The 17,652-nt window shown below is 60.2% G+C and carries 20 protein-coding genes and 1 tRNA gene; 6 read left to right on the forward strand and 15 right to left on the reverse strand.

Going from position 1 to position 17,652, the window contains the following annotated elements:
* Positions 1-13: 13 nt before the first annotated feature.
* The 4 genes from KR100_RS03345 to KR100_RS03360 all read right to left on the reverse strand — a co-directional run bounded on the left by KR100_RS03345 (position 14) and on the right by KR100_RS03360 (position 4,216).
* Positions 14-445: a photosystem I reaction center subunit II PsaD gene (locus KR100_RS03345; protein ID WP_038547798.1), complete on the reverse strand. Its 432-nt coding sequence runs from the start codon at positions 443-445 to the stop codon at positions 14-16.
* 92 nt (positions 446-537) lie between these two features.
* The gene (locus KR100_RS03350; RefSeq protein ID WP_239420394.1) at positions 538-1,905 is read right to left on the reverse strand and encodes a sensor histidine kinase KdpD; all 1,368 of its coding nucleotides are present in this window, start codon (positions 1,903-1,905) and stop codon (positions 538-540) included.
* Entirely contained in the window at positions 1,902-3,140 is a 1,239-nt protein-coding gene (rodA, locus tag KR100_RS03355; RefSeq protein ID WP_038543185.1) for a rod shape-determining protein RodA, read from the reverse strand. Before rodA ends, KR100_RS03350 begins: the two co-directional genes overlap by 4 nt.
* Positions 3,140-4,216 (reverse strand): Mrp/NBP35 family ATP-binding protein, encoded by a 1,077-nt coding sequence (locus KR100_RS03360; protein ID WP_038543187.1) that lies wholly within the window; start codon positions 4,214-4,216, stop codon positions 3,140-3,142. Before KR100_RS03360 ends, rodA begins: the two co-directional genes overlap by 1 nt.
* Positions 4,217-4,333: 117 nt before the next feature.
* On the opposite strand from KR100_RS03360, the gene hemF reads away from it, so the two are divergent.
* Positions 4,334-5,431, forward strand: coding sequence for an oxygen-dependent coproporphyrinogen oxidase (gene hemF, locus KR100_RS03365; protein ID WP_038543189.1), 1,098 nt, complete (start codon positions 4,334-4,336; stop codon positions 5,429-5,431).
* 28 nt (positions 5,432-5,459) lie between these two features.
* Here hemF and KR100_RS03370 read toward each other — a convergent pair whose 3' ends face one another.
* The 3 genes from KR100_RS03370 to KR100_RS03380 are packed head-to-tail and all read right to left on the reverse strand — an operon-like array spanning position 5,460 to position 7,285.
* On the reverse strand, positions 5,460-6,281 hold the full coding sequence (locus KR100_RS03370) for a hypothetical protein (RefSeq protein WP_038543192.1): 822 nt from the start codon (positions 6,279-6,281) through the stop codon (positions 5,460-5,462).
* A 3-nt stretch (positions 6,282-6,284) separates the two neighbouring features.
* The gene (locus KR100_RS03375; protein ID WP_038543194.1) at positions 6,285-6,848 is read right to left on the reverse strand and encodes a cofactor assembly of complex C subunit B; all 564 of its coding nucleotides are present in this window, start codon (positions 6,846-6,848) and stop codon (positions 6,285-6,287) included.
* Positions 6,849-6,901: 53 nt separating this feature from the next.
* Positions 6,902-7,285, reverse strand: a complete 384-nt coding sequence (locus KR100_RS03380) for a helix-turn-helix transcriptional regulator (RefSeq protein WP_038547801.1) — start codon at positions 7,283-7,285, stop codon at positions 6,902-6,904.
* A 120-nt stretch (positions 7,286-7,405) separates the two neighbouring features.
* On the opposite strand from KR100_RS03380, the gene KR100_RS03385 reads away from it, so the two are divergent.
* Positions 7,406-8,050: a ribonuclease D gene (locus KR100_RS03385; RefSeq protein WP_038543196.1), complete on the forward strand. Its 645-nt coding sequence runs from the start codon at positions 7,406-7,408 to the stop codon at positions 8,048-8,050.
* A gap of 29 nt (positions 8,051-8,079) precedes the next feature.
* Here the strand turns inward: KR100_RS03385 and KR100_RS03390 are convergent, their stop codons facing one another.
* Together KR100_RS03390 and KR100_RS03395 are read right to left on the reverse strand one after the other, a co-directional pair.
* Positions 8,080-8,337: a hypothetical protein gene (locus KR100_RS03390; protein ID WP_038543198.1), complete on the reverse strand. Its 258-nt coding sequence runs from the start codon at positions 8,335-8,337 to the stop codon at positions 8,080-8,082.
* Positions 8,337-9,557: a lipid-A-disaccharide synthase-related protein gene (locus KR100_RS03395; RefSeq protein ID WP_239420395.1), complete on the reverse strand. Its 1,221-nt coding sequence runs from the start codon at positions 9,555-9,557 to the stop codon at positions 8,337-8,339. Before KR100_RS03395 ends, KR100_RS03390 begins: the two co-directional genes overlap by 1 nt.
* 60 nt (positions 9,558-9,617) lie before the next feature.
* On the opposite strand from KR100_RS03395, the gene KR100_RS03400 reads away from it, so the two are divergent.
* A tRNA-Cys gene (locus KR100_RS03400) sits at positions 9,618-9,688 on the forward strand.
* An 11-nt stretch (positions 9,689-9,699) separates the two neighbouring features.
* On the opposite strand, the gene KR100_RS03405 is transcribed toward KR100_RS03400, so the two are convergent.
* Entirely contained in the window at positions 9,700-10,212 is a 513-nt protein-coding gene (locus KR100_RS03405; protein ID WP_071839827.1) for a hypothetical protein, read from the reverse strand.
* Positions 10,212-10,379, reverse strand: a complete 168-nt coding sequence (locus KR100_RS15595) for a hypothetical protein (protein WP_156097889.1) — start codon at positions 10,377-10,379, stop codon at positions 10,212-10,214. The genes KR100_RS03405 and KR100_RS15595 overlap by 1 nt, the downstream gene beginning before the upstream one ends.
* A 26-nt stretch (positions 10,380-10,405) precedes the next feature.
* On the opposite strand from KR100_RS15595, the gene KR100_RS03410 reads away from it, so the two are divergent.
* Complete coding sequence (locus KR100_RS03410) at positions 10,406-11,389, forward strand: aldo/keto reductase (protein ID WP_204207769.1); 984 nt, start codon at positions 10,406-10,408, stop codon at positions 11,387-11,389.
* A gap of 7 nt (positions 11,390-11,396) precedes the next feature.
* Here KR100_RS03410 and KR100_RS03415 read toward each other — a convergent pair whose 3' ends face one another.
* A complete protein-coding gene (locus KR100_RS03415; RefSeq protein WP_038543201.1) occupies positions 11,397-12,017 on the reverse strand; it encodes a hypothetical protein in 621 nt (206 codons plus the stop codon).
* 120 nt (positions 12,018-12,137) lie between these two features.
* A complete protein-coding gene (gene purM / locus KR100_RS03420) occupies positions 12,138-13,175 on the reverse strand; it encodes a phosphoribosylformylglycinamidine cyclo-ligase (RefSeq protein ID WP_038543203.1) in 1,038 nt (345 codons plus the stop codon).
* 312 nt (positions 13,176-13,487) lie between these two features.
* Between purM and KR100_RS03425 the strand changes: the two genes are divergently transcribed.
* Together KR100_RS03425 and KR100_RS03430 are read left to right on the forward strand one after the other, a co-directional pair.
* Positions 13,488-14,120, forward strand: coding sequence for a septal ring lytic transglycosylase RlpA family protein (locus KR100_RS03425; RefSeq protein WP_038543205.1), 633 nt, complete (start codon positions 13,488-13,490; stop codon positions 14,118-14,120).
* 8 nt (positions 14,121-14,128) lie between these two features.
* The gene (locus tag KR100_RS03430) at positions 14,129-15,640 is read left to right on the forward strand and encodes a bifunctional pantoate--beta-alanine ligase/(d)CMP kinase (protein WP_071839828.1); all 1,512 of its coding nucleotides are present in this window, start codon (positions 14,129-14,131) and stop codon (positions 15,638-15,640) included.
* Here the strand turns inward: KR100_RS03430 and KR100_RS03435 are convergent.
* Positions 15,624-16,097 carry a low molecular weight protein-tyrosine-phosphatase gene (locus KR100_RS03435; protein ID WP_038543206.1) on the reverse strand — a complete coding sequence of 158 codons (474 nt, stop codon included), beginning with the start codon at positions 16,095-16,097 and terminating at the stop codon, positions 15,624-15,626. The two genes, KR100_RS03430 and KR100_RS03435, sit on opposite strands and share 17 nt — an antisense overlap.
* Positions 16,094-17,518 (reverse strand): HEAT repeat domain-containing protein, encoded by a 1,425-nt coding sequence (locus tag KR100_RS03440; protein WP_204207771.1) that lies wholly within the window; start codon positions 17,516-17,518, stop codon positions 16,094-16,096. Before KR100_RS03440 ends, KR100_RS03435 begins: the two co-directional genes overlap by 4 nt.
* Positions 17,519-17,652: the final 134 nt, after the last annotated feature.

The raw sequence follows: 17,652 nt of genomic DNA on the forward strand, positions 1-17,652 counted from the left end.
GAGGATTCTGGATTCAGGCGTCGTACGTGTTGCGGCCGCTGAACTTGATATTGGCTGGATTGACGTTCTGGCCGATGCGACGGGGGTTGTGACCCACCATGGCGCGTCCTTCGTTGACCTTCTCAGGGAAGACGCCATCGGCTGGATGCAGGAACTCGGTGTCTCCGCCAGGGAAGATCCGGTAGATCTTGTAGTTCTCGATCCGGGGCTTGAACTTGGTTCTCAGCTGGGTACCCAGAGCCAGGCACTGCTCCTTGCGAGCGAAGTACATGATGTTGTCGCCTTCATTCATCATCGCCGCCCCCCCGGTGGGCAGCTCGAAGGCCTGGGCGCTGGCACTGTTCCAGGTGATCGCGTATTTCTCTTCGGTTTCCGCGGAATTCAGAAGGCCGCCAGTGCTGCCGATGTACTGAGGAAGTTGACCGTTCAACGCCGATGCTGTCATGGGCTGCAGGACTCCTGACGGGCCATTACGGCTGGAAAGTAGCACTGCGATCAGGCCGTGATCCATGGAGTGATCACAACCGTCACACCCCTTCATCCAGTCTCGGTTGCAACTGGAAAAAACACGGTGAGATTTCGGTCTTCCCGTTCGCGGTAGCGGCCCCCGAGGCTGGCCAGCAGCCGGCGGGTTGCCTGCTGGCTCAGCTGGAGGCTGCCGGTGCTGGGATCCCAGCTCAGGACCGCGCCGACCTGTTCCGTCTGCGAGTGCTCCTGTCCCGTCCGTTCGGGTGGGGCCCCCTCGCGACTCGGCGGATTGACAAGCATCTGAAGCTTGAGGCGTGCGCCGGCTGCACTGAGCAGCAATGTCAACCCGCTGCCGGATGGAAGTCCCCGACTGGCCCGGTCGATCAGGCCACCTAGCATTGGCTCGAGTCGCCGTGGATCACTGAGAACCAGTGGAAGCCCAGCTTCCAAATTGAGTTTGAGCTGGATGCCGCGACGTTCCAACTGGTTGGTCCAGGCAGGCTCAAGAGACTCAAGAATCTGGGCCAGATCGGTGCGGGCCAAATTGGATGGCTGCGGTTGCCTCTGCAACTCGGCGGCATGAAAGATCAGGCCGAAGCGGTCGATCTGTTCGCTGCATTCCACATCGATCTGGCGCAGCCGTTTCATCACCACCGCTGGGAGATCTCGACGTCGGACCAGGGAGCGGACCAGGGTGCGGATCGTTGCAAGGGGGGTGCGGACTTCATGGCTGAGTGCCTCCAGCAGCCCCAGGTCGTCCTGCGGATCGGATTCACGTTGCGAGGAACTTGTGGGTGTTTGAAGCGTGATGCTGGGGGCCATCGTGGTGAGCCTCTCCGCCAGCTGGGGCCAGAAACGCTGCGGCAACGTTTCATCGGTGTGGAGCGGTCCGAGCTGTCTCAGGTCGTCCTGAAGCTGGTCCGCCATGGCGGGGTCCTGCTCCTGCAGCTGACGCCCGATCAGAGCCAGGATGTCCCCAAGTGTGGTGGGATCACTGCTGATCAGCAGCTGACGCCTGCCTTCCAATCCCTGGAGTGCCAGTGCCAGTTGAAGCTGGGGAGTGATCAGGATCAGCAGTGGGTCACGGCAGTCGTCCGGATGCAGAGCCAGGCGTCTGTAGCTGCGGCCTGAGGGATGGGCCACCGCAGAACCGGTTCCAGGCAGAGCCGCTGCGACGGGGAGGAGTTGCCCCAGCTCCTCCGGTGCCCAGACCCACCCGTGCAGGCAACCCAGCAACTGGGGTTCATAGAGAGCGGGCAGGGGAGCCGCTAGCCAGAGTCCACTCTGCACATCCTCAGGAATGAGCAGATCCTGTTGCAGTGTCTCCAGGGCTGCCCACCAAAGCCGGCGCACGGATGCTTCGTCACAGCGGCCCGTCGGCCGCTCGGCGGCCAGGCGCTGCCTCAGCTCCTCGAAATGCAGGCCTGTCCCGCTCACCGTCGTCCAGGGCTCAGCCCTCGGCTCTGACGGACAACCGACAGACAGAGACCAAGGGCGATGAAGTTGACCACCATCGCCGAACGTCCATAGCTCAGAAAGGGGAGGGGGATGCCGGTCACCGGTCCCAGCCCGATGGTCATGAAGATGTTCACCACCACTTGGAACATGACCATCGTGCCGATTCCGATCACCACCAGGGCCTCGAAATCGGAGCGGGCATGACGGGCCACCTGCAGGAGTCGGGCCATCAGCAGTGCGAAACCCAGCACCACAAGGATGCATCCGATGAAGCCGGTCTCCTCCCCCAGTGCGCTGAAGATGAAATCCGTGTGCTGCTCAGGAATGAACCGCAGTTTGGTCAGCTGACCCTGCATCAGGCCCGTGCCGAACAAACCGCCGGATCCGATCCCCACCGTGCTCTGAAGCAGGTGATAGCCGCCTCCGAGTGGATCTTTGGATGGATCCAGAAACAACACCAGGCGATCCCTCTGGTAATCCTTCAGCCCGTGCATCCACAGCCACGGCGTCACGAAGGCCATGCTTCCGTGCACCAGCACCGTGACCGCCGCGGCGAGACGCTTCCAGGGAAGCGATCGGTAAGCCAGGAGAGCCATCAGTGGGATCCAGATGGCCATGGCCCAGGGAAGCAAACCTGCGAAAAGTGCTGTCAGGAGAGGTGACAGCAGCAGAACAACCCATTCGATGGGCATTCCTGACCAATAGAGCATGGTGAGCATCAGGGCACCGAACACCAGCGACGTGCCGAGATCGGGCTGGATGAACACCAGCAACCATGGGATCGAGATCACGCCAAGGGGGCGCATCAGATCAACCGGTCGTTCGACCGGATGGCGCGACAGAACAGCAGCGACAAGAAGAATCGCGGCGATTTTCGCGAATTCCGACGGCTGCACGTTCACCCCTCCAATGCTGATCCAGCGCTGGGCTCCCAGGGCGGTGGTTCCAATCACCTTGACCGCCACCAGGCTGATCAGCGTCAGTCCATAAATGGGGATCAGAAACGGTTTCAACCGGTTCAACGGCAGCCGTTCCAGCACCAGCGCGATCAACACACCGGCAGCGGCGGTGATCCAGTGGTGGTACCAGTCGGCGTAATCGGCCTGTCGCTGGGTGCTGGCGATGAGCAGCCCCGCGACCGCCACCATGGCCAGTGGGACACCCCAGAGAACCCACTCCCGCCGTCGTCTCCGACTCTTGCGGCTGGAGTACATCAGGCCCTGGTGTCTGCCTGTTGCAGCACGCTGTCTGCCAGAGCCCGGAACGCAGCCGCACTGGCGGATTCGCTGCGGCTGAGAATAATCGGTCGTCCTGAATCCCCACCCTCCTGGACCGGCATTTCCATCGGGATCTGGGTCAGCAGGGGGACGTCGTATTCATCCGCCAGGCGTTGGCCGCCGCCGCTGCCGAACAGGGCGTATCGCTTGTCAGGTTGATCGGGGGGGATGAACGTGCTCATGTTTTCAACCACCCCAAGAACAGGGATGTCGAGCTGACGGAACATGGCCAGACCGCGGCGGGCATCCTGGAGCGAGACCTGCTGGGGGGTCGTCACGATCACGACGCCGGCCATGGGGACCGCCTGGGCCAATGACAACTGAGCATCCCCGGTTCCAGGTGGAAGGTCCACAACCAGGACATCCCGATCTCCCCATTCCGCCTGATAGAGAAACTGGCGAATGATTCCGTTGAGCATCGGGCCACGCCAGATCACAGGCTGGTGCTCATCAATCAGCAGGCCCATGGACACCATGGCAACCCCGCAGCTGCTGATCGGGATGATGCGTTGACCCTCCCCGCTGCCGATCACCTCCGGCGTCTGGTCAGCAACTCCCAACATGGTTGGGGCATTGGGGCCGTAGATGTCGGCGTCGAGCAGGCCGACAGTTTTGCCCTGCCGGGCCAATGCGCAAGCCAGATTCACCGCGACAGTGCTCTTGCCGACGCCGCCTTTGCCACTGCTGACGGCGATGACCTGACGAACGCCTGGAATCCCCTGGCGTTCGGCCTGTTGTCCATGGCCCGCCTGGCCGATGCCGCCTTGACTGGGAGGCTGTCCAAGTTCGATCTGGATGTCGTTGATGCCGTCCAGAGTCCTCAGCAGGTCTTTGGCTTCGGCGGCGATCCGCTCACGCTGGCTCTGGGCGAATCCGGGAAGTGAGAGCCGGAAGACCACTCTCGGAGGGGCGACCCGGACCTGATCGATCCATCCCAGCTCGAGGGCGGAGCGACCACTTCCGGCGTCCTTCACCTGTTCGAGGCAGCTCCGCGCCTGCTCCGCCGTAACCATCTCGCGTGGTGTTGCGACTCGGATCCTAGAGGCGGCGCCCATGACAGTCCCTGACGGGTCCTTGTCGGGGTCTCACCTGACCTGTTTAGGTGCTCAGATCACCAACCGTTGCCTCCCATGGTCCGCAGCCTGCTTCGACGCGTCCTCGGCCCTGCCGGGAAGCAGGCTGCAAGCCCTTCCCAGCCTGTACTGGAGAGTCCTCCACGCGACTCGAGAGAGCGTGCCCGCAGCATGGTGCTGGGTCTTCAGGACGAGATCTGTTCCGGTCTTGAAGCTCTCGATGGAGAGAGCCGCTTCACGGAAGAGAGCTGGGAGCGTCCAGAGGGTGGGGGTGGACGCTCCCGGGTCATGCGGGATGGCCGGATCTTTGAACAGGGAGGCGTCAATTTCTCCGAGGTGCAGGGCCAGGAGCTCCCCCCTTCAATCCTGAAACAACGTCCTGAAGCCAAGGGACATCACTGGTTCGCAACCGGGACGTCCATGGTCCTGCATCCCCGCAGTCCGTATATCCCCACCGTTCATCTCAATTACCGCTACTTCGAAGCCGGTCCGGTGTGGTGGTTCGGAGGTGGAGCCGACCTCACTCCCTACTACCCATTTCTGGAGGATGCACGTCATTTCCACCGCACGCATCAGGCTGCCTGTGATTCGGTGCATCCTGATCTCCACAAGGTGTTCAAGCCATGGTGCGACGAATATTTCTTCCTCAAGCACCGAGGCGAGACCCGTGGCGTCGGTGGGATCTTCTACGACTACCAGGATTCCAATGGTGTCCTCTACAAGGGTCAGGACGGCAGCGGGCCTGCAGCTGCGATGGCGACCGAACTCGGACCGCGACCCCTTGGCTGGGAGCAACTGTTCTCGCTCGGTCAGGCCTGTGGCCGAGCGTTTCTGCCCTCATACCGCCCGATCGTTGAGAAACGGCACTCGCTTCCCTATGGCGATCGGGAGCGGGAGTTTCAGCTGTATCGACGCGGTCGTTATGTGGAATTCAACCTCGTCTGGGATCGGGGAACGATCTTTGGGCTGCAGACGAACGGTCGCACTGAGTCGATCCTGATGTCGCTGCCCCCCCTCGTCCGTTGGGAGTACGGCTACAAGGCTGAGCCCGGCTCAAGGGAAGCGCTGCTCACAGAGCTGTTCACCAAACCGCAGGACTGGCTTGGAGATCATTCCCTTGATGATCGTTGCCGACCGCATCACGCCGTCTATTGAAACCTCAAGGCAAGGCAGCTGAACATGATCAGCTGCGACCGACACCCCTGACCAGAGCATCCACCACGCGGCTGGCCAGGCACTGGATGGTCTCCGCGCTTCTGATCGGGTCTCTGAGTTGGGTCTCGAGTTCTCCCTGAAGCATGCCGATTTCAAGGATGCCGATGCCGCGGCGAGGTCCACCGAGGCCACCACGGAAATCTCTGGGAAACCTGCCAAAGGCTTTGGCAAGGCTTTCATCCACCACGTTGAGGTTGCGGTTGATCGCTGGAATCAGACCGGAGCCGAAGCCATAGGGGCTGTAGGCATCGAAGTGGATCTCAAGGATGTAATCCCCACGTTCCGACCGCATTTTGGCTTGGGCCCAGTTGGTGGATGGATCCCTGTGATTGCGGATGGTCAGTGACGGTGGTGTATAGCCGCTGATGTTCAGGCCCCGTTGCCGTCCCAGCTGCACAATCTGCTGCTGCACCTTGAAGTTCCAGTACAGCTCGTCGCGCATCCGGCCATCCATCGGGCGCTGCTTCAGCACATCAACCGCGTAGCCAGGGGTGCCGGATCCATCCATGTTCTGGGAATCGGCATGGCCTGCCATGACAACGATCGGAAGATCGGGGCTGACCGGGGCGAGCCCCCTCCATCGACCGGGCATGCGGGTGCGTGGACCCATCAGAGGGTCGGGGTTGCTGATAGCTGGACAACTGGCGATGACGGGTTCTTTGCGTTCCGGTGGATCCTGCAGCCAGTTCCGGGGTGGTTCTGCGGCTTTGGCGAGCAAGAGCAGCGAGAGTGTCGTCAGGGAGATCGTGAGGGAGATCCGACGACGTCGGATCCAACCGGGCAAAGCCATGGATTAGATCGGTGATGAAAGCAGTGAGCCATCACTGGCGAGCTCGAGAGACTCCGAGAGTTCGAGCTCAATGGCGATCAGCTCGTCGCGATGAGCTCGCAGTCGCAGGATGCTGCCTGCCTTGAGCGTGTCGTCGCCCCCTTCGAGGAGGCGAAGTTCGAGGTCTTCGGAGCGCGCGGCCCGCTTGTCATAAACGAGACCGGCCAGGGGACCAAGGCCGATCAGAAGCAACGGCCAGCCATGCCATTGGGGGATGAGCTGCTGAAGCACCAGTCCGAAGCAGGCGCCTCCGATGGCCGCAAGAACAGACAGCAACACTGCCAACGGGCGACTGGCCGCCACCTGGCCGCGGAAGCGCAGCACCTGCCGTTCGGCATCGCCTCCAGTCCGGCTCCAGCCGCGCTTCTCAAGCCATTGTGTGAGCGTCTCCAGCACCTCGAGAGGTGGTTTCGGAGAGCTCACGTCAACAACGGTGGTTCGGTCTTTGCTGGCTGCCCGCAGGAAGAAGACCAGCCCGATGGCCAGCAGCACCGTCAGTAGGAGGGTGGATTGAAATCCTGCGGGCATCTCGCCTAGGCGGCGTTGGCAGGAACCTATTCCACTGCCTCCTCAGAAACGGTTCAGGTGAGCACGAGGCGGTGCGAATCGAGCCAGCTGTGCCAGGGCGACATCAGTTTCTCGGCATCATTGCGGGCTGTCGGGAGCAGGTGGAGCATCCGTCTTGGACGACCCCGGCTTGGGCACCGCTGGGTGTAGGTGGTGATCGATCCCTGTTCCTCCAGGAATTCCAGCGCCTGTTGAAGCACGGTTTCAGAGAGCCTCAGCTGGGGCTCTTCACGGGTCAGTTTCTGCAGGAGTCCGGAGGGATAGTTGTCATCCTTCAGGAGGCATTCGAGAACCCAGCAGACCGCAAGTTCCAGATCGAGGAACTGTGGTGGCGGCTGACGGAAATACTGCTGGATATCCGCAAGGCTGTTGCGCGAGGGCTTTCGTCGGGAGAACAAAGCGGCTGTGTCGCTTTTTCCATGAAAGTCGATCTCATTTTGAGATTCAAGAGGGAATTTCGATTTTTGTGGTCGTTCTGGCGGGCACACTGGCCGCGATTGATCTGTTCAAGCTTCCCCATGGCTGAGTCGTTGCCCGCTGCCGCTGAGTTCGCAGTCTTCGATGGCGATCTGGATCCGCTCTGGACCGAGCGGTATCTGGGCGTGTCTGCCCTGGCGGTTGATACCGAGGCGATGGGCCTGGTTCATGGGCGCGACCGGCTCTGCTTGGTGCAGATTGCCGATGAAAACGATCGTGTGGCCTGCATCCGCATCGCTCTCGGTCAATCCGAGGCGCCGAGGCTCAGAAGCGTGATGGAGGCTGCGGAGGTGGAAAAGGTTTTCCATTACGCCCGCTTCGATGTGGCGGCCCTGGCCAGCGGGCTTGGTATCGCGGTGAATCCTCTGTTCTGCACCAAGGTCGGCAGCCGTTTAGCTCGCACCTACACCCCGAGGCATGGTCTGAAGGACCTGGTGATGGAGCTGGTCGGCGTGGAACTGGATAAGGGTGCTCAGAGCAGTGATTGGGGTCGGGTCGATCAACTGTCCGACACCCAGCTCGCCTACGCGGCCAACGACGTTCGCTACCTGCTTCCGGCACGCCGCAGGCTCGAAGAGATGCTGCGCAGAGAGGGGCGCTGGGATCTGGCGTGTCGCTGCTTCAGCTGCATTCCCGTTGTCGCCGAACTGGATCGTCTGCGGTTTCACCAGACGTTCGAGCATTAGTTTCGAGTGCTGGCGAGGGGTTGGTTGAGTCAGTCCTCCAGCAGGAAATTGCCATCTCCTTCGCTGTTGCTGAGCAGGGAATTGAGACGTTGTCTTGCTGCATCGCCATCGCGTTTCGCCTCTTCCAGCAAGGTTGCGGCGAGGTTGCGCCTGCGCTCGTTGTCGCGGGTTCCCTCACGCGCTGCCATCTGATCGACCTGGCGACGCGCACTGGCCAGACTGATTCCTAATTCGCTGGCCAGCTGGGCGCAGAGTTTCACATAGGCGTGATCCTGGATTGCAGCCATCAAAAGTTCCCGCAGAGTTGCTTGAGGACCAGCCTCGCAAGCCGTTGGCTCCCCCCCGCAGGTCCCATCCGTTGTTGCCCGATTCGGCCAAGACGCTCAGCAAGGTCGTCGTCGCTGAGCAGGCGTTCGAGCCTGCCTGCGAGCTCGGTGGCGTCCCTGCAGGGGTAGACGGCTCCTCCGAGAAGACGACTCTGACGTCTGGCAAAACCTTTTTTGAACTGGGGGCCAGGGCCAGGGAGGGATACGGCTGGTATGCCGAGTCCCACGAGCTGCTCCGTCGCCGTACCGGCTGTTGTCAAGCCGGCTTCCGCCCAGCCCGCCCAGCGATCGAAGCAGCGCTGCCCGATCAGCACCAGCAGAGGTCCTCTGACCCAGCAGGCAGCGGCTCCCAGCTCGTCGGACGGCGGCAGGCTTCTGCGGTAGCCGTCTTGCTGCAAGAGCCGTTCGAGAACCTCAAGAGGCGGTTGAGATCCCACGGCCGCGAGCAGTGCCACAGGCGTTGATGACGTCTCGAGTGGACGGGCTGCTGCCAGCAGTCGCCGGAAATTGTTGCCGGCCTCCGGCATCCGACTGCCGCAGAGCATCAGGATCCGCCGGCAACGCTCCAAGGCGGCAGGAGGCGACTCTCGACGGAGGCCATCCATCATCGGGTTCCCTGGTGCGACGGCTGCAACCCCGTGACGCTGCAGCCCCCGAGCGGTCAGTCGGTCTCTCATGGCCACCAAACGGCAGTGCCGTGAGCTCATCAGGGTCCATTCCCAGGGATCCCATTCAGTGCCTTTCAGGCGGTGATACAGATCGCTGAGGGCCTGCCCAGGGCCACTGCGCCAGGTGTAATCGCTCTTCGGGGTTCCAATGAACCCGAAGCGTGCTCCACTGCTGCGTGCCAACAGAAGCGGTAGCAGGTCACCAATGGCCAGCATCACCCTGTTCTGGCGAGCCAGTCGTCTGCATAGCCTCCACTGCCGCCAGCTGAGCAGAGGCAGGCCAGCCGAGAGATCGGAGACCAGGCCTTTGAGGCTCTGGTTGCTGAAGCCTCCGCTGGGCAGGGTCGCTGACGGTCCGATTCTCTCCAGCCAGCCGCTTTCGACGGGCGCATCAAAGGCCTGACCCTGTCCCACCAGGGGCAGCACTTCCAGAGACAGCTGAGGGCAGAGCCGGTGGATCGCCTCAAGCACTCTGAGTGCGATCAGATCCTCGCCATGTCCGTTGCAGAGCACCAGAAGGGTGGTCCTGACGTGGCTGATACGATCCCCTGATGGGGACTGAGGTTCCCCTCTGGCGGCATGGCCAAGTGGTAAGGCAGAGGATTGCAAATCCTTTATCCCCAGTTCGAATCTGGGTGCCGCCTTCGATTGCATCTCAGAGCCTGGCTTCCGCGCTCAGGGTCCAACCACTGCGCGACTGACTCTGGCAGGAGATCTGCTTCTCAGAAAGTCTGCAGGTACCACGCATCGACTGGGCCTTGGGAAGGTTGTTCGGCAGTCCCCTCACATCGAACTGCGCGGTGGAGCCACTGATCACCCTGGCTGACCATGCCGGAATCGACGGTTTGCAGTGGCCTTTGTCGCAGGACAGTGCCGGTTCGCCGGGGGGATGGCTGGCGATGAAGGTCACCCTGGTACTGGATCCGGGTTCCTCTCCGGGGCCTGAGAAACGGATCCGCAACCCAGAGGGCCCGCGCTGTGTCAGCTGCACACGGGAACAGCTCTGAACGGTTCCATGGCGATTCATGGTGCAACGGCTCACGTTGACCTCAAAGTTGCCGAAGTTGGAGTCCTGGGTCGGCCTCGATGTCTGGGCCGTTGCTGTCCTCGATATGGGAAGCGGAAGCAGCATCGTGAGAACAAACGAGATCCTGAGCAGTCGCTCCATCAGTAATCACTGTCAGCCACGCACATTCCGAGGCATCGGATGCCGTTCGTCGCCGTGCGCTGGCAATGTTGACAAAGAACTTTCTCGTTGTTGGAGGTCTCTGCTGCTTCCGCAGACAGCCCTGCTGAGGCATCAGCGGAGGCTTGGGTTGTTGGTCTGCCGGGCATATACGAATGCCGAAGATGGCACGATCATGGCCCGTAGCAGCGTGTTCCGGTTGAACGGGATCGGATTCGGCACCTGGGCCTGGGGGAATCAACTGGTCTGGGGGTATGACCCCCAACGGGACGACGACCGTCTGTCCCAGACGTTCCGTGAGGCCGTCAAGGGTGGCCTGAGACTGGTGGACACAGCCGATTCCTATGGCACAGGTCGGCTGAACGGGCGCAGCGAGACCCTTCTCGGTCGGTTCATTGCAGCTCTGCCGCCATCACAGAAGACCGATCTTGTGATCGCAACCAAGCTGGCTCCCTTTCCGTGGAGGCTTGGTCGCCGGGGGTTTGATCGAGCGTTTCGGGCCAGCTGCACCCGACTGCAGGGTCATCTTCAACGGGTTCAGTTGCACTGGAGCACGGCCCGCTATGCCCCCTGGCAGGAGTCTGCCCTGCTCGATGGCATGGCGGATCTGGTTCTTGAGGGCAAGGTGCAGGAGCTTGGGGTGTCCAATGTCGGTCCGACACGCCTGGCCTGGATGCACAACCGACTGCAGGACCGTGGTGTGGTCTTGCGCAGCGTGCAGCTGCAGTATTCCCTGCTGGCTCCAGGAGATCAACGCCTCGATCAGCTGCTGCATCTCTGTTCGGAGCTTCAGATCGAGGTTCTGGCCTACAGCCCGCTGGCGTTCGGAATTCTTGGGCAGGCACCCGATGCCAACCCGGTTCCTTCAACCCCTCTGCGTCGCGGTCTGTTCCATCGACTCCTTCCGGCCAGCCTGCCGTTGCGACGCCTGATCGAAGAGATCGCCATCGGACATCAGGCCTCGATGGTGCAGGTGGCTCTGAACTGGTGCCGAGCCCATGGAACAATCCCGATTCCTGGTCTGCGGAGTCCGGAACAAGCTCGTGATGTGGCCGCGGCCCTGAGCTGGTCGCTGACGTCTGAGGAGCTACGACGACTGGACGACGCCAGGCAGCGTTGTACCGAAAGGATGCCGTCCAATCCTTTTCAAAGTTGCTGAAACCCGGTCATGCCCCGGCGGCATTGTCCTCGGGGTCTGGACTGACCACAACCGGGAGACTGGCATCCTGTCGAAGAGGAACCACCTTTTCAGGTTTAGGAGTTTCCTGCTGAGGTTTCTGCCCCTGTTCGCAGGCGGCGAGCGCTTCCTGGAGCAATGAGTCGAATGTTGTGCCGGGGAGGCGATGACGTGCGACCTCGAGGAAGGTCCTGGGTAACGACTCTCCTGCTGCACGGCGCAGGGCAGGGTTGTTGCGTCGCTGCTCCTGCTCGTCCTGGATGGCACGGATGAAGCGACGGGTCACATCACGCTTGGTTGAAGCCTTGATCAGGGTGTCGCGATCCTGCGTCGGCTGATTGGGATCCTGCTCCAGATCAGCGATCCGTCGCTCCAGGCTCATCAACACTTCTTCGGCTTCCTTGCCGATATGTGAGAGTTGCCCATCGGAGAGGTAGGGCATGTCAGCGACAAAGACCTTCCCGTGATCTCTCAGGGTCAGAAACGTCGGGCGAGGCCCCTGTCGATGTCCGATGCCCCGATCGTGCGCTGTGGGAATCGGGCGACGGGGGGGAGTGGGACCCGCAGACGAACGCCGGCGGGTTATGCGCTGTGATTTATCAAAAGGCATCGGAATAGACCTGATGTATCGACGCTGCTATCGGATCAGGATCCGATGTGCTGAATAAAACTTAGGTCATCCACCAGGCCTGATGCCTGCTTTACCCGATCTTGATTGACAGTGAAGCAATCACGCTGGGATCCCGATCAACTGGGGCGTGCTGCGATCGGGACCGGTTGACACCTCACCGATCGCCCAGCTCTGGAAACCGCTGCTCTGACAAATCGCCATCGCGCTGCTCGCCTGATGGTCCGGAAGCACGAGGCAGAAGCCGATGCCGAGATTGAAGGTCTGCCACATGTCCTGCTCGGGAATCGCCCCGTTGCTCTGAAGCCAGTTGAAGAGTGCCGGTCGTGGCCAGCTTGAGGGATCAATCACGGCCGCGGTGCCCTCCGGCAGACAGCGCGGGAGGTTTTCTGGAAGTCCGCCTCCTGTGATGTGAGCCATGCCATGAACCTCGATGTCGCCGTCCAGGAGGCATTTCACCAGTGATGGGTAGAGACGGGTGGGGCAGAGGAGATCGTCAATCAGACGTCGGCCCTCGGATCCATATGTGGTGTCCGCTGTTGCTTCGGCGCTGTTCAGCACGCTCCGCACCAGGCTGAAACCATTGCTGTGAACCCCATTGCTGGCGATGCCGATGATGCGATCACCGGGCTGAACGCGTTGCGAGTCGATCAGCTCCGATTCCTCCACCACGGCGACACAGAATCCCGCCAGGTCGTAGCGACCGGCTGGGTAGAACCCGGGCATTTCGGCTGTCTCCCCGCCAAGCAGGGTGCATCCGCTCTGGCGGCAGCCATCGGCGATTCCCTCGACAACCTCCGCCATGGCTGATGGCGTCAGCGCTCCTGTGGCCATGTAATCCAGAAAGAACAGGGGCGAGGCCCCTGATGTGATCACGTCGTTCACACACATCGCGACCAGATCAATACCGACTCCGCGGTGTTGTTGATGCATCTGAGCCAGTTCGAGTTTGGTTCCCACCCCATCGGTTCCAGCGATGAGCAGTGGCTGGCGCATCCCCTCCGGAAGCCGCATGATGCCTCCAAACCCCCCGAGTCCACCCAGCACCTCGGGGCGTCGCGTGGAGTCCACCGAACCACGGATCCGTTCAACAAAGTCCCGTCCGGCCTGAACATCCACGCCGGCAGCTTTGTAATCCATGGCTTCTGGTCGTCCTGCCTCGATCCTGCACCGCCATGTGTTCCATGACGGTGCGACAACCGTCTTGGCGGAAATTAGTGGCGCTTTTATCTGCTATCAGCCCGGCTTATCATTGAGCCCCTGTGGCCGCACGACAGACAGCTGTGGTCCCAGGCTTTCGGGAGAGATTCAGGCGCTGGAAGCGGTTGTTGAACGAGGGGGTGAGATCAACGTCACATGAGTCATTTTGCTTACGGTTTTAAGGCTGTTTGACACGTAGAGGTTCAGGATGTCGCTGCCCAACGAAAGCGATTTAGGCCTGAATCGTTGGTTTTGCGCAATCTGCTCATCCTTCTCGGTCTCTGCGGGACCGTTTCCGCCAGCCCAGCCCTCTACCCAGTTGTCGCTGGCGACCTTGAGGCACGTGACCTAACGAACCCTCTGGCTGAAACATCGGACCTTGAAACAGCGTCACCGGCAGAGCCAGCCGCCATGGATTCGGTTCAGTCAGGGATTCAGACCTCAGCTCCAACCGCCTCGGAACCTGGGACGGCGGAACCGGCCACGGGCGCTGACGCCATCAAAGCCACCCTGACTCCTGAGGAGGTCATCGAATCTCCTGAGCTGGCGCCTGCTCCGCCTGCGCCGAGGGTCAAGGTTGTGCCAGACGTGGTGCAGGTCATCACGGGAGAGGCCAGTTGGTATGGCCCGGGCTTTTACGGCAATCGCACGGCCAACGGTGAGATCTACCGTCCCGGCACCATGACGGCAGCCCACCGCACATTGCCCTTCGGGACGAAAGTCCGAGTGACCAACCTCTGGAATGGCCGTTCGGCGGTGATTCGAATCAATGATCGAGGTCCCTTCGTAGGGCATCGCGTCATTGATCTCGGCCATGGCGCTGCCAGCAGTCTCGGCCTGACGGCATCCGGGATCGCTCAGGTGCGTCTCGAGGTGTTGCGCTGACCTCAGTCCTGCTTCGAACAGCACAGGAGCTTCGTGCCTGGTTGCAGGGAGAGCGTGCTCCTCTCACGCTCATTCCCACCATGGGTGGGCTCCATCAGGGGCATGTCCGCCTGATGGAGGTGGCCCGATCCAGCTCCGCTGGCTCAACCCTCCTCAGTCTGTTCGTCAACCCACTGCAATTCGGTCCGAACGAGGACTACGACCGTTATCCGCGGACTCTGCAATCGGATCTTGCCCTTGCGGAGTCCGCAGGAGTCGACGCCGTCTGGGCTCCCGACATCGGCGACGTCTTCCCGGACGGCCCTGAAGACAGTGTTGGCCTGACGGTTCCAGCCCTCTTGCAATCCAATCTCTGTGGGCGTGTGCGCCCGGGGCATTTTGATGGTGTTGCCACCGTTGTGGCGCGTCTTCTGGCGCTGGTGAAGCCGCAGCGTCTGGTGTTGGGCGAGAAGGACTGGCAGCAGCTGGTCATTCTTCGGCGTCTTGTGGAAGACATGAACCTTCCGGTCACGGTGCTTGGGGTGCCAACGGTGCGAGAGGCCGATGGCCTTGCCATGAGTTCGCGGAATCGATATCTCTCCCCGGAGAACCGCGAACGAGCCGTCGCGTTGCCCCGTGCGCTCCAAGCGGCGGATTTCAAAGACGATGCGGCCGATGTTCGGAAGGTTCTCATCGCCGCTGGGCTCGAGGTCGAGTATGTAGAAAGGGTGACTCCAACCAGCCTGCAGCCCTGCGGACAGGAGACTGCGATTTCGCTGCTCGCAGCGGCCGTGCGCTGTGGAAACACCCGTTTGATCGATCACGTCTTTCTGATGAGCCGAGCTCCTCTTGTCGCCATTGATGGACCTGCAGGGGCTGGCAAGAGCACGGTGACCCGCGCCTTCGCAGAGCGGCTCGGGCTCACCTACCTCGACACGGGCGCGATGTATCGCGCGGTCACCTGGTTGGTGCAACAGCGCCAGGTGAATCCGGAGGATGTTGCCGCGATTGCGTCTCTGCTGGTCGATTTCAACCTTGCTCTGCGCTCGTTGCCTGGTGGTCGCCAGCAGGTCCTGGTGAATGGGGAAGACGTCAGCGATGCGATCCGCTCACCGGAGGTGACGGCTGCTGTGTCCGCCGTGGCAGCGCATCGTTGTGTGAGAAAGTCACTCACGGAGCAGCAGAAAGCCATGGGCGCCGAAGGTGGGCTTGTGGCCGAGGGCCGCGATATCGGGACAGCCGTTTTTCCCGATGCCGACCTCAAGGTTTTTCTGACCGCCACGGTCAGCGAGAGGGCACGACGGCGGGCCATGGATCTGGAGCAGCGTGGGTTTGCCGCCCCGATCCGCAGCGAACTTGAGGCTCAGATCGCTGAGCGTGATCGGAAGGACAGCACCCGAGAGGAGGCTCCTCTCGTGAAGGCCTCCGATGCTGTCGAACTGGTGACTGACGGTATGGCGATCGATGCGGTGATCGATGCACTGGTACAGCTGTTTCGAGCTCGGGTCGCTGAGGAGGCCTGGCCTACTCCTGAGCACTGAGCTTGTCGAGCAACGTCGAACAGGCATCCTCAAGCAGGTCCAGCACATGCTCGAATCCCGCGTCGCCGCCGTAGTAGGGGTCGGGCACGTCGGTTTCAGTGAACGTGCTGGCGTACGTGAGCATCGGTTCGATCGCCGCTGTTGCACGATCGCCTGCTTCCGCCGCCAAGCTCCTGACCGCGTCCAGATTGGACTGGTCCATGGTCAGGACCAGATCAAACTCGCTCAGGTCATCCAGAGTGATCTGTCGAGCGCGACTTGGCAGCTGAATGCCTCGACGGTTCGCAGCTGCCTGCATGCGCCGATCCGCTGGATTGCCGACATGCCAGCTCCCTGTGCCGGCTGAATCCACGACGAAATCCTTGCTGAGGCCCCGCTCAGCGAGCAGGTGAAGAAACACACCTTCTGCAGCTGGTGATCGGCAGATATTGCCAAGGCAGACGAACAAAACCTTCATGACATTGAACCTTGCGTGACGTGATTGACATGGGCAGGTTTCGTTCTGAAGAGAGCTAGTCCGATCCGCGTTTTAACGACAAAGTCGTTTTCAATCTCATAGGCATGGTTTAAGGATTCTTGCGCCTCATGATTTGCAATCTGATCCAGAGCTGCAGCGGCACCGTATCGCAATCCCCAATCTTCTGGATGAACAATCGTCCAGGTCAATTTGCTGACGATTTGGCTACATACAAGAGGTTCTGCTGTCTCCGATCCGATGCGTCCAAGACCGCAAGCGGCAACCCTGCGGATGTTGCCTTGGCAATGATTGGCAATTTCAAGCCCAATAGCTTCCATGAGCACCGTTGCATACTCAGAGCATCCCGTCGATGCCATGACTTTGATCAGGCCCATGATCACATCCTGGTCAGTTTCTTTTTGGTGGAGCGTGAGAACGATGTCTGGACTTTGATGAGACAAATCACTTAAGAGTTTCACGCCATACTCTCGATCATGGAGTGAACGGCTTTTTAGAAGTGTTACGGCATCGTCAAGAATGAATGGGATAGAGTTCTTCTCTTTTGAACGATCTGGTGAGGGGGCGATAGGATTTTCCTGATTCAACAGATGTCCACTCATTGTTTCGGCGACCAGTTGGTCCAACGTTGTCATCCACTCCTGTTCTTGGCGTGACAATGACTCGGATTTATTGCGAAAATCTACGCAATTTTGTGTCATTGATCGAGTTAAAATTTCTTTGATCGCATGCATTTTTATAGTGTTCGGAAGAGTTGCATTTTGGATGGCCAATCCTTCGTCCAGCGTGGCGACTCGAGCCAAGTCAAATGCTGCTGCTTGTCGGGCAAATGGATTGTCGTGATTCAGCAAAGAAAGGATCTTTTTCAGATAATCTTTGTTACTTGTGCAAGCGAAAAAATAGGCGCTCGCAGCACCCTGTATTCGAGCAGAATCATCGAGAAAATAAGGCCTTATTTGATCCTGTACGCTCCATACCTGAAAGCGAGTGAAAGCTTCAATTAAGGCTTCAGTGGGTTTTTCGCGTACATTGGAGTTGAAGTAATTAATAAGGGGGTCGACACATTTTTGTGAGCCAAGGTTGATGAGAGAGCGAATACTTGCTTCGTGCAATTGGATGTCGTTGCTTGTTGCTAATGTCTTGACAAGTTCGCCTATGCAGCTTTTGTCGCCGATAAGACCCAGGGATCGGGCTGCTTGGCGTCTTAAGGGGAAGCCGCCCGTCGATGTTTCCTCGCCTCTGTCATGGAGACAGCGAATGAGTGCGGGAACAGAGTTTTTTGCGCGATTTTTACCGAGCCACCAGGCTGCGTGGTAACGAATTGAGGGATCGTTACTCTCAAGGGCAGCAAGTGCTGATTGCTCGGAGTTGATCAGGCTCAAAAGACCGGGTTGCAAACGCAAGTCGTACTTGGATTTTAGATGACAAGATTGGGTGCCGAAGCTGATCTGTTAAGACAGGCGTCAATCCTTGTTCCGTGTGCCGCGGTCCTTCCACTGCGTGAGAACATGAGATCGCATTTGAAATGGTGACATTT

Origin of the sequence: Synechococcus sp. KORDI-100 (genome assembly GCF_000737535.1) — a bacterium.
Classification (GTDB): domain Bacteria; phylum Cyanobacteriota; class Cyanobacteriia; order PCC-6307; family Cyanobiaceae; genus Parasynechococcus.

Coding starts and splice junctions, on each gene's coding strand:
- KR100_RS03410 (WP_204207769.1), top strand. CDS start 10,406: ATGGCCCGTAGCAGCGTGTTCCGGTTGAACGGGATCGGATTCGGCACC.
- KR100_RS03390 (WP_038543198.1), bottom strand. CDS start 8,337: ATGGCTGCAATCCAGGATCACGCCTATGTGAAACTCTGCGCCCAGCTG.
- hemF (WP_038543189.1), top strand. CDS start 4,334: ATGGTCCGCAGCCTGCTTCGACGCGTCCTCGGCCCTGCCGGGAAGCAG.
- KR100_RS03405 (WP_071839827.1), bottom strand. CDS start 10,212: ATGGAGCGACTGCTCAGGATCTCGTTTGTTCTCACGATGCTGCTTCCG.
- KR100_RS03435 (WP_038543206.1), bottom strand. CDS start 16,097: ATGAAGGTTTTGTTCGTCTGCCTTGGCAATATCTGCCGATCACCAGCT.
- KR100_RS15595 (WP_156097889.1), bottom strand. CDS start 10,379: ATGCCCGGCAGACCAACAACCCAAGCCTCCGCTGATGCCTCAGCAGGG.
- rodA (WP_038543185.1), bottom strand. CDS start 3,140: ATGTACTCCAGCCGCAAGAGTCGGAGACGACGGCGGGAGTGGGTTCTC.
- KR100_RS03385 (WP_038543196.1), top strand. CDS start 7,406: ATGGCTGAGTCGTTGCCCGCTGCCGCTGAGTTCGCAGTCTTCGATGGC.
- KR100_RS03360 (WP_038543187.1), bottom strand. CDS start 4,216: ATGGTTACGGCGGAGCAGGCGCGGAGCTGCCTCGAACAGGTGAAGGAC.
- KR100_RS03375 (WP_038543194.1), bottom strand. CDS start 6,848: ATGCCCGCAGGATTTCAATCCACCCTCCTACTGACGGTGCTGCTGGCC.
- KR100_RS03415 (WP_038543201.1), bottom strand. CDS start 12,017: ATGCCTTTTGATAAATCACAGCGCATAACCCGCCGGCGTTCGTCTGCG.
- purM (WP_038543203.1), bottom strand. CDS start 13,175: ATGGATTACAAAGCTGCCGGCGTGGATGTTCAGGCCGGACGGGACTTT.
- KR100_RS03345 (WP_038547798.1), bottom strand. CDS start 445: ATGACAGCATCGGCGTTGAACGGTCAACTTCCTCAGTACATCGGCAGC.
- KR100_RS03370 (WP_038543192.1), bottom strand. CDS start 6,281: ATGGCTTTGCCCGGTTGGATCCGACGTCGTCGGATCTCCCTCACGATC.